The 2,086-nt window shown below is 46.1% G+C and carries 1 protein-coding gene; it reads right to left on the reverse strand.

From position 1 onward, the window contains the following. The coding region (gene ltrA, locus QUB70_RS32375; protein ID WP_332985898.1) for a group II intron reverse transcriptase/maturase at window positions 1-1,476 on the reverse strand (1,476 nt) is incomplete at its 3' end. Window positions 1,477-2,086 lie beyond the last annotated feature (610 nt).

The following is a 2,086-nucleotide window of genomic DNA, read 5'->3' on the forward strand; positions in this document are numbered from 1 at the left end:
GTATTTGGTGAGTGTTGGGTCGTCGGGAGATGCCGTGTCTTTGACTTTGACATGGCGTACTATGGGGATGTATGCCAGCTTGGGCAGGGTTATTAATGTTTCCCTACCATGTCTGTTCTTTAAGGGTTGGGCAAAATTCCACTTCGTCCCGTTGATTGTTCTGAAGTATTTTTGGGCTACCCAACCTTTCCCCTTTTTCGGATGTCTTCTTAGCGACCACTTCCACAGCATTTGCCATATTCGGTAGTCTACGTAAGAAAACGTCTCCTTACTCACCTTGTGCTTGTAGTAGTTCCCCCATCCTCTAATAATTGGGCTAAGGTGCTGGATAACTGCCGTTGCTTTTACCGTTTTGTGTTGATTCAGCCATTGTTGAATTCCCGACAGGAATTCTTTGACCTTTTCTTTTTGCGGTTTGATTAAGCATTTACCCTTGTAATGTCGGACATTGAACCCTAAAAAATTGAAGCCCTCATTAATCTGAGTGATTTTGGTTTTATCCGCATTAAGTTTTAAACCCCTTTGATTTAGCCAGTGTTCCAAGGTGGGTTTAACGGCTTCCAAATCCTCACGATTTTCTGCGGTGACAATGAAGTCGTCTGCATAGCGGACGAATCCATATCTTGGTTTGTGTTCCCTCTCTGTTCGATTTCTACCTTTGGAATCGGTATATTTATACTCCTTTGTCTTTTTGAATTGACTCAGAAGTTTTTCCATCCCATCGAGGGCTATATTCGCTAGCAGGGGACTGATAATTCCCCCCTGCGGCGTCCCGCTTTCAGTTTCGTGGAACATTTCAGCCTCTACGTATCCTGCTTTTAGCCACTGTTTGATTAACTCTCTGCCGGGGATTTTCCCTATTGTATTGAGCAGATATTCGTGACTAATGTTGTCAAACGCTCCTTTTATATCTGCGTCCAGTATCCATCTATCATTAGCCTGAGCGTTTAACCTGATCCAGGTTTGCTCAATAGCGTCATGACAGCTTCTTCCTGGACGAAAGCCATAGGAATGGGCTTCAAATCTGGTTTCCCAGACGGGTTCTAGAGCGTTCTTGACAATTGCCTGTGCTATTCGGTTTTTGATTGTCGGGATACCTAATGGTCTTTGTTTTCCGTTAGCTTTTGGAATGTAGACCCTTTTAGTTGGGTGGACTTTCCATAAGGTGTTTCCCTGAGCTTCTCTGACCATTTTCACCCTGTCTTCTGGGGTTAGTGCCGTCTGACCATCAATACCAGCCGTTTGTTTCCCTTTGTTCTCTTGGGTGACTCTTCGCACGGACAACAGCAGGTTGGAGTAACTGCGTAACATCAGCTTCATCAGGCTTTTAACCTTCTTCCACTGACCGTTCTGGGTGGCGCGATAAATTCTCTGTCTCAAGTTCCTAACACGCTTCTTGACGAGCTTCCAGTTAATGTTTGCCCAGTCTTGAAGTGGTTCCTTCGTTCCGATGTCATTGCTGACTCTATCTTCCACGTTGGGAAAGGTTCCTTTTACTTTGGTTTATCGTTGAAGACCTGTTGGAAGTCTGCCACATGAAGGTTGTAGGGCAAAGTTTGAACCCCTATCCCTCGCGTTACCAAGGGCGTTTGCTTTCTCCAACATCCTTTACCCTCTGGATAGTTCCGTCTTCCTTACGGTCAACCTACTCACGCCATCGACTTGGCTTGAGAATCCATAGGGCTTACCGTGTTCCGTACATTTAACGTTCAACCGATTCGGGTTCCACCTATACTCCGGTGAGAGTTCAGCTCTCTCGTTACTAGCCCAAGGAACTGCCAGTAACCAACTCACTTGCCTTTTGGCTAGAGTGTATCAGCCTGATTTCACTCTTTAGACATAACGGAATTTACGGTGATTCACATGACGTTAACCCTATTCGGTTTTCCCCTTGCCCTTCTACCGATTTAGGCTCTCAGTCATCGGGCTTTCATGCCTTGCATTCCGGCAGTTTCATTGCTTACTTCTACCGTAGGCGGAGTGTTACCACTCTTTTATGTGGGGACGGAGAGAGAGAGTTCTCCGGGAGAGGCGGCTCTCCAGTTATTCAGCGCAGATGCGCCTAATGTACGACCTCACGTCGCAC

Source organism: Microcoleus sp. A003_D6, assembly GCF_036702825.1.
GTDB lineage: Bacteria > Cyanobacteriota > Cyanobacteriia > Cyanobacteriales > Microcoleaceae > Microcoleus.